The sequence below is a fragment of the Streptomyces sp. NPDC050619 genome, from assembly GCF_040654815.1.
Classification (GTDB): Bacteria; Actinomycetota; Actinomycetes; order Streptomycetales; family Streptomycetaceae; genus Streptomyces.
In genome coordinates this window covers 1-1,434 of the sequence record NZ_JBFAIR010000141.1, presented here as the reverse complement: position 1 = coordinate 1,434, position 1,434 = coordinate 1, and the positions used below count along the sequence as shown (strand labels likewise).

Here is a 1,434-nt window from a genome sequence, read left to right as displayed (position 1 = left end):
CGACATCGCGTCGGGCCTCGCCGGCGGGCGGGGCCGACTGATGCTGCGTGAGCACTTCCGCTGCATGCCGGAGATCATCGGCTTCTCCAACGAGCTGTGCTACGGCGGCAGGCTCCAGCCGCTGCGGCAGTACGGCGCCGACCGGCTGCCGCCGCTGAGGTCGGTGCACGTGGCCGACGGGTACGTCGAGGGCAGCGGACAGAAGCAGGTCAACCGGGCCGAGGCGCAGCGGCTGGTGGACGAGATCGCCCGGTGCATAGCCGATCCCGCGTACGCGGGGCGCACCATGGGCGTGATCACCCTGCTGGGAGCAGGGCAGAAGTTCCTCATCGAGGACCTGCTGGCCGACCGGATCCCGCTCGACGAGCGACAGCGGCGGCGGTTGCGGGTGGGCAACGCGGAGGAGTTCCAGGGCGACGAGCGGGACATCGTCTTCGTGAGCCTCGTGGTCTCGCTGACCGGTCCCGACGGGCCGCGCCGTATCGGCTCGTACAACAGCTTGCTCTACCGGCAGCACATCAACGTGGCGGCCTCCCGCGCCCGCGACCAGGTGTGGCTCTTCCACAGCGTGACCCTCACGGAACTGGGCGAGACCGATCTGCGGCGCGCCTATCTGGACTGGTTCTCCCGGCCGGCCGAGGAACGCACCCGCCTCGGACTCGGCGAGGTCCGGCCGGACGTTCCGCACGAGGCCTTCGACAGCCTCTTCGAACAGCGGGTCTTCCTGGCCCTGCGCGCCAAGGGCTACCGGGTGCGGCCCCAGTACCCGGCCGGCCGCTATCGCATCGACCTCGTCGTCGAGGGTGGTACACAGCGACTCGCGGAGGAGTGCGACGGCGACGCGTTCCACACGGACGAGAACGCCGACGCGGACGCGGCACGCCAGCGTGAACTGGAGCGCGTGGGCTGGACGTTCGTCCGGATCCGCGGCAGCCGGTTCTTCCTCGACCCGGAACAGGCACTGGAGCCGCTGTGGCGGGAACTGGACCGTCTCGGCATCGAGACGGAGACGGAAACTCCGGGGGCCGAGGAGACGCAGGAGGAGCAGCCCGGCACGACGGGGGAGCCCGGGGAGACGATCCCGCAGCAGGCGCCGTACGGTCCGGAACACGACGAGACGGAAACGCCGTCGGGCGGGGCCGGCCACGCACCGCGCCCACGCACCTCCACGCGCGGCAACCGACCCGCGTCCGGCGCACGGGGCACGCAAGGCGCGGCCGACAGGGTTGGTAAGGCGGGTTGGGGCGTTGCCCGGCCGGGGGCCCGAGATCCGCGGGACGCTCGGACGAGCGGCGCCGGTGCTGCGAGTGTGCCGGAATCGCGGTTCGTGTCCGTCGTGCGGCTGCATCGGGACGAGGTCAACGCCGCGCAGCACGCGTTCAGCATGCGCGGGACCGTGGGCGGGGTCGCCCGGTTCCTCGGTGGGGCGGGAGC

Annotated in this window: 1 protein-coding gene; it reads left to right on the top strand. The window is 72.0% G+C overall.

Annotated features, from left to right (window positions below; all coding sequences use genetic code 11):
• A partial coding sequence (locus AB0I77_RS53545; protein WP_363290326.1) for an AAA domain-containing protein occupies window positions 1-1,434 on the top strand: 1,434 nt, incomplete at both ends.